Here is a 5,912-nt window from a genome sequence, read left to right on the forward strand (position 1 = left end):
CTCGTCGATGGCGCCGAACTGGAACATCAGCCTGTTCCACTACCGCAACCAGGGCGCGGATTACAGCTCGATTCTCGTGGGCATCCAGGTGCCGGCGTCCGAGGACGCGGAATTCCGCCGCTTTCTCGCGACGCTCGGTTACCCGCATTGGGAAGAGACGCAGAACCCGGCTTACCGGTTGTTCCTGCAATGATGTGCCTGCAATCATCTCCGCGATTCGCACCGAGGCGTGCATTGAATCCGGTGCGATAAGACTGCTGGAAAACACCAGGCCCGGCGGGAGTGCGCGTCAGTATACTGAGCCACTGCTACCGGGCGTCGTCGCCTCTGGAAGAACGGGCGCCGTGCGTCGGACTCACCTGGAGAATGACAAACATGTTGCGCACCGCTCTTCGCCGTCTGATGGTTTCTTCCGCGATCGCAATGGGTGCGCTGGCTGCGCTACCAGGCTCGGCCTATGCCGATGCCGCACATCCCGTGGTCGCGTTGTTGCCCGGCACGGCGGATCCTTTCTACTTCACCATGCAACGCGGCGCCGAACGCGCAGCGAAGGAAACGCGTGTGCAGTTGCTGTTCCAGGTTCCGAAGGCCTGGAACACGACCGAGCAGGTGCCGATTCTCAAGGCCCTGATCGCCAAGCATCCCGACGTGCTCCTCGTCTCGCCGGTCGACAAACAGCAACTGATTGCCCCGCTCAAGGAGGCCGCGGACGCCGGCATCAAGGTCATCACCGTCGACACCTATATTGGCGACGGCCATTACCAGACCGGCAAGGGTAACGCCGATTTCCCGCTTTCCTATATTGCTTCGGACAACCTGGAAGGTGGCCACGTCGCGGCGCGCGCGCTTGCGAAAGCCATCGGCGATAAAGGCACGGTCTACTGCGAGAACAACAAACCGGGCATTTCCAGTACCGACGCGCGCGTGCAGGGCTTCATGGACGAGATGAAGAAGCACCCGAACATCAAGGTGCTCGAAACGCAATACAACGAGGACGACGCCAACCGCGCCGCCGCACACGTGGCCGCCGTGCTCGCGCGCAATCCCGATCTCTCGGGCGTGTTCGGCGCGAATACGTTTTCGGGCAGCGGCGCGGCGCAGGGCGTGAAGACCGCGGGCAAGCAAGGCCAGATCAAGGTGGTGGTGTTCGACGCCGTGCCCGGCATCGACGACAAAATCAGTAGCGGCCTCGTCAGTATCGCCATCGCGCAGCGTCCGTACGATATGGGCTACTACGCGGTGAAGTTTGCCGCCGACGCGATCCGCGGCAAGAAAATTCCCGCCTACCAGAGTACGGGCTTCGTGGTGCTCGACAAGTCGAACATCGACATGCCGGAAATGAAGGTCTACATCTACTCGAACTGATCGCGCAGACCGACCGCGCGCCATGAACGACAAGCGGCTCGATCGCCTCGCGCTCGTCAGCAAGGTCTGGCCATGGCTGTTCCTCGGCGCGCTGCTTGTGTTTTTCGAAGTGTGGGCGCGCATCGCCACGCATCGCTCGTTCATCTTCAACGCATATAACCTGCAGTCGATCGGTCTCGCGGCCAGCGCGCCGCTGCTGCTCGCCATCGGTCAGACCTTTGTGATCGTGACGGCGGGCATCGACCTTTCGGTGGGATTCGTCATGGGTCTAGCCGCCGTGTGTGTTGCGCAGTTCACGATTCCGGGCGGCGGCTCGCCGTGGGTGCTGCTGCTGTCGATTCCGCTCACGATTCTCGTTTGCCTGATTCCGGGCCTCGTCAATGGTGTGCTGATTGCCCGTCTTGGCGTGCCCGCGTTCATCGGTACGCTCGGCATGTACGGTGTGGCGCGCGGCGCGGGTTTTCTCGCGGCGGGCAGTGGCATGACCGTGTCCGTGGACAACGCAGGGCTCGCATGGCTCGGCCAGGGCTGGACGCCCGTGGTGCTCACTGCCGTGCTGCTGGTGTTCATGCACTTCGTGCTCTCGCAAACGAAATTTGGGCAGTACACCTATGCAATCGGCGGCAACCCTCAATCGGCCGTGCGCGCGGGCATTAATGTGCGCCGCCATCTGTTCGCGATCTATCTGATTGCAGCCGCATTCGCTGCGGTAGGCGGCATCGTTTACACTGCGCGTTTCGCAGCCGGCGCCGCCAACGCGGGCGAGCCGATGCTGCTCGACTCGATCGCGGCGGTCGTGATCGGCGGCGCGAGCCTCTTCGGCGGCACGGGTACCGTGATTGGCACGTTGATCGGCGCGCTCATTATTGCCGTCATCGAATTCGGCCTCGTTTTTATCGACGTCAACGCATTCTGGCAGTTCATCGTGGTGGGGATCGTGATCATCGTGTCGGTGCTGATCGACCAGTACAAGGAACGGCTCGGGGGCGCGCAATGAGCGAAGCGGGCGTGACGCCGGTGCTCGAAGCACGCGACATTTCAATCCGCTTCGGCGGCGTCGAGGCGCTCAAGCGCGTTTCGCTGCACGTGATGCCCGGTGAGGTGCTGGCCCTTGCGGGTGATAATGGTGCGGGCAAATCCACGCTCATCAAGATTCTCTCCGGCGTCTACCATGCCGATGCTGGCGAACTGTGCTTCGATGGCCGCACGGTGCAGATGCGCGATCCGCAGGACGCGCGCGCCCAGGGCATCGAAACGATCTATCAGGACCTCGCGCTTGCCGACAATCTCGATGTGGGCAGCAACATCTTTCTCGGCCGCGAACCCACGCGCCGGAAACTGGGGTTTCAGGTGATCGACCGCGTGCGCATGGCGCAAGTTGCGCGCGAGGTGCTGGAACGGCTCGACATCGTGATTCCGCCCCGCAAGCTTGGCGGACCGGTGAAGATGCTCTCGGGCGGGCAGCGCCAGGCCATTGCGATCGGTCGCGCTATTTACTGGAATGCGCGCGTGCTCATTATGGACGAACCCACTGCCGCGCTCGGCGTGCCGGAGCAGCGCAAAGTGATGGCGCTAATTGGCACGCTCAAAGCGCAGGGAGTGGCGATCGTTCTCATTTCACACAACCTGCACGATATTTTTGCGGTGTCCGACCGCATCGTTGTGTTGCGCAGGGGAGAGGTGGCCGGCGAGCGCGCGACCCAGCATACGAACGGCGATGAAATCGTGCGGCTGATGGTGGGCGACACTTACTCGAACGGCCCGCACTGACGCTAGCGGTCGCATGCGATACGGCACGCGCATCTTGTGGCGGATTTCGCGGCACAATATCGATTCGAGCTTCGCCGATTTCCCGCACTTCAGAGCACTGCCATGAATCATCCCGATCCCGCCGATATTTCCGGCTGGCACGCCCATATTTATTTCGACGCCAATACGCGCGACGTCGCTTGGGCTTTGCGCGAAACCATCGCGGCGCAACTTGGTGATGCCGTGGAGATCGGGCGTTTTCACGAACGTCCGGTCGGGCCGCATCCGATGTGGTCGTACCAGCTCGCAATCCCGGGCGAACGATTTGCCGCGGTGTTTGCATGGCTCGTGCTCAATCACGGCGCACTCGACGTATTCGTGCATCCCAATACCGCCGATGCGTTGCGCGATCATCGCGATGCCGCTGTGTGGATCGGCCAATCGCACACGCTCAATCTCGCTGCGCTTGGCGGCTGAGCAGCACGTGAATGCTGCACCGCGCGCGCCCGTTGTATGTGCCGATTGTGCGGCCCGTTGCCTGAAGCACGTCCGACGCGCCGTCACGCGGCAGCGCTTAGTGCTTCGCTCAGTGCCCGAACGACTCCTTCTCGGCGCCCGTCACCGCTTGCATGACGTGCGGCCGTGCGGCCTGCTTCAAGAGCAATGCTACGCAGGCCACGAGACCAGCGACGGCAATCGTCGCGAAGATCGCCGCGAACGAGAAGTGTCGGCGCGTGAGTTCGGCCACGAGAAATGACCCGGCGATCCCGCCGAAGCGGCCAATCCCGAGCATCCACGCGACGCCGGTGCCGCGGCCTTGCGTCGGGTAGAAAGCCGCTGCGAGCGCGGGCATCGACGATTGCGCGGTATTCATGAGCACCCCCGCCGCGAACACGGCCAGCACGAGCGCGCCCACATTGCCCACGGCCTGGCCGATGAGCCACACGGAAAGCGCAGTCAGCGCATAGCACACAGCGATGATGCGGTTGGCGTTGAATCGATCCATCAGTACGCCGCACAGCACGGCGCCGATGCCGCCGAGCGGGAACAGCGCCGAGATCAGGGTCGCGCGAGCGGGCGGCAGACCGGCGTCCTTGAGCAGCAGCGGCATCCAGTTGATCGACGCGTAGAAGATCACGAGGCCCATGAAGTAGGCGATCCACAACATCACCGAACCGATCGCATAGCGCGGCGAGAGCACCACGCCGAGGCCCTTGCCGTCGGTGTGCGGCGCATTCTCGGTCATGGTGAACGAGTGCGCGGAATGCGCGTCGGCGGAAATGCGTGCGAGCGCGACGCGGATACGTTCGGCGGGCCGTTGGTTCGCAACCATGTAGCGCACCGATTCAGGCAGGCGCAGCACAAGTGGAACGGCGAGCACGAGCGGCGTGAGACCACCGAGCAGCAGTACGCTTCGCCAGCCGAGGTGCGGAATCATCCACGCGGCGAGAAAGCCGCCGAGCGCGGCGCCGAGCGGAAAACCGCAGAACATCAGATTGATGATCGTTGCGCGGCGGGCGTCGGGGCAGTATTCGCCCATCATCGTGACGGCGTTCGGCATGGCCGCGCCCAGACCCACGCCGGTGACGAAGCGCAACCAGGTCAGGTGTTCGATGCTCGAGGCGAACGCCGAGGCGAGGCATGCCGCGCCGAACACCAGCACCGCGCCAAGCAGCATGGTGCGGCGGCCTAGTCGATCGGAGAGCGGCCCCGAAACGAGTGCGCCACAGGCAAGGCCGAAGAGCGCGGCGCTCAGCACCGGCGCGAGCGCGGGTTTGGTGAGCCCCCACTCCCCGAGCAGGGATGGCGCGATGAAACCGATGGCCGCCGTGTCGAAGCCGTCGAGCAGGACGATGGCGAAGCACATCAGAAAGATGAGCCACTGAAACGGGGAGAACGGATGCTCGTTGATGAACGTCTGCACGTCGACGGCTGGGCTGCGGCTCATGGGGTGTCTCCTGGCGTTGCGCGGGCGCATGTGGGCGGTGCGCCTGGAATGGCTTGCGATTTGTGTGCCGTGAATTCTGCACACGAATCGTACGTCCGTGCAGGTCGGACGGATATCGGGGACATTATTGAGAGCGGGGCGCGGCAGTGCGCAGTGACCGTTTATTGTCGCGAGACGGTCAGCTTCACGCGGTTTGCGCCGACGGTTTGCGCGGTGATCTCGGTGCGACTGCCGCGCTCGCCTAGATAGAAGTGTTGGCGGCCGGGGGAATTCTCGTCGTGGGTGGCATTGGGGAAACAGGAGGCGATATCGGCGCCTACGCCCTCCAGGGCCCCCGTGCCCGAACCGGCCTGGGCGTCACGCGTGCTCCAGGTACATTGATAGGTGCCTCGACTTGCTGCGCACTGGGCGTCGTTTCCGTAGGGCTGGGCAACGGATCGGCCGTCTTCGGGGTTCAGGGACGAGAAGTGCTGCGCCGCCGCGCCGACAATGCGCTTGAGCGCGGCACAAGGGCTTGCGCTGTCGTCCGCATGAGCGGTAGGCGGAGCAATGAGCGATAGCGCGACAGCCAGGGAAACCGATGCGCGGATCGCGACTCGGGAAACCGCTTGTCTCATGGTCGAATCGCTGCGATTACCGCAGTGCCTCTCAGGAGGGTCGATGGACGTGTGCCGCAAGCGACGTGCCGGAATGCAGTTACCGCTTGCGCAAGCGAGGGTAGGCGCGCTAAGATTCGCCCCCTTCGCTAGCTGAAGTCCGGCAGCGAAGCCTGTCGCGAGAAACGGCGGGGGCGAGGAAGTCGACAGTTTTTAAACGGAGACGTTAAAAAAGATGTTGACGAAACGCGAAA

The 5,912-nt window shown here is 63.4% G+C and carries 6 protein-coding genes and 1 pseudogene; 5 read left to right on the top strand and 2 right to left on the bottom strand.

What is annotated here, in order from left to right; translation table 11 throughout:
• From HV773_RS36130 to HV773_RS36150, 5 genes and pseudogenes are all read left to right on the top strand, one after another.
• Positions 1 to 193 (top strand): annotated as a pseudogene (locus tag HV773_RS36130) (threonine ammonia-lyase, biosynthetic); the annotation flags it as partial.
• 182 nt (positions 194 to 375) lie between these two features.
• On the top strand, positions 376 to 1,365 hold the full coding sequence (locus tag HV773_RS36135; RefSeq protein ID WP_175198511.1) for an ABC transporter substrate-binding protein: 990 nt from the start codon (positions 376 to 378) through the stop codon (positions 1,363 to 1,365).
• 22 nt (positions 1,366 to 1,387) lie between these two features.
• On the top strand, positions 1,388 to 2,362 hold the full coding sequence (locus HV773_RS36140) for an ABC transporter permease subunit (protein WP_175198512.1): 975 nt from the start codon (positions 1,388 to 1,390) through the stop codon (positions 2,360 to 2,362).
• A complete protein-coding gene (locus HV773_RS36145) occupies positions 2,359 to 3,135 on the top strand; it encodes an ATP-binding cassette domain-containing protein (protein ID WP_175198513.1) in 777 nt (258 codons plus the stop codon). Before HV773_RS36140 ends, HV773_RS36145 begins: the two co-directional genes overlap by 4 nt.
• A gap of 102 nt (positions 3,136 to 3,237) precedes the next feature.
• Positions 3,238 to 3,591, top strand: a complete 354-nt coding sequence (locus HV773_RS36150) for a DOPA 4,5-dioxygenase family protein (protein ID WP_175198514.1) — start codon at positions 3,238 to 3,240, stop codon at positions 3,589 to 3,591.
• A gap of 109 nt (positions 3,592 to 3,700) precedes the next feature.
• On the opposite strand, the gene HV773_RS36155 is transcribed toward HV773_RS36150, so the two are convergent.
• Together HV773_RS36155 and HV773_RS36160 are read right to left on the bottom strand one after the other, a co-directional pair.
• Complete coding sequence (locus HV773_RS36155; RefSeq protein ID WP_175198515.1) at positions 3,701 to 5,062, bottom strand: MFS transporter; 1,362 nt, start codon at positions 5,060 to 5,062, stop codon at positions 3,701 to 3,703.
• Positions 5,063 to 5,223: 161 nt separating this feature from the next.
• Positions 5,224 to 5,679, bottom strand: coding sequence for a hypothetical protein (locus HV773_RS36160; protein ID WP_175198516.1), 456 nt, complete (start codon positions 5,677 to 5,679; stop codon positions 5,224 to 5,226).
• Between the last annotated feature and the right edge of the window lie 233 nt (positions 5,680 to 5,912).

Origin of the sequence: Paraburkholderia caffeinitolerans (genome assembly GCF_902859945.1) — a bacterium.
Taxonomy (GTDB): domain Bacteria; phylum Pseudomonadota; class Gammaproteobacteria; order Burkholderiales; family Burkholderiaceae; genus Paraburkholderia; species Paraburkholderia caffeinitolerans.

Excerpts from the sequence above, each read along its gene's own strand:
- HV773_RS36150 (WP_175198514.1), top strand. The coding sequence starts at position 3,238 with ATGAATCATCCCGATCCCGCCGATATTTCCGGCTGGCACGCCCATATT.
- HV773_RS36160 (WP_175198516.1), bottom strand. The coding sequence starts at position 5,679 with ATGAGACAAGCGGTTTCCCGAGTCGCGATCCGCGCATCGGTTTCCCTG.
- HV773_RS36140 (WP_175198512.1), top strand. The coding sequence starts at position 1,388 with ATGAACGACAAGCGGCTCGATCGCCTCGCGCTCGTCAGCAAGGTCTGG.
- HV773_RS36135 (WP_175198511.1), top strand. The coding sequence starts at position 376 with ATGTTGCGCACCGCTCTTCGCCGTCTGATGGTTTCTTCCGCGATCGCA.
- HV773_RS36145 (WP_175198513.1), top strand. The coding sequence starts at position 2,359 with ATGAGCGAAGCGGGCGTGACGCCGGTGCTCGAAGCACGCGACATTTCA.
- HV773_RS36155 (WP_175198515.1), bottom strand. The coding sequence starts at position 5,062 with ATGAGCCGCAGCCCAGCCGTCGACGTGCAGACGTTCATCAACGAGCAT.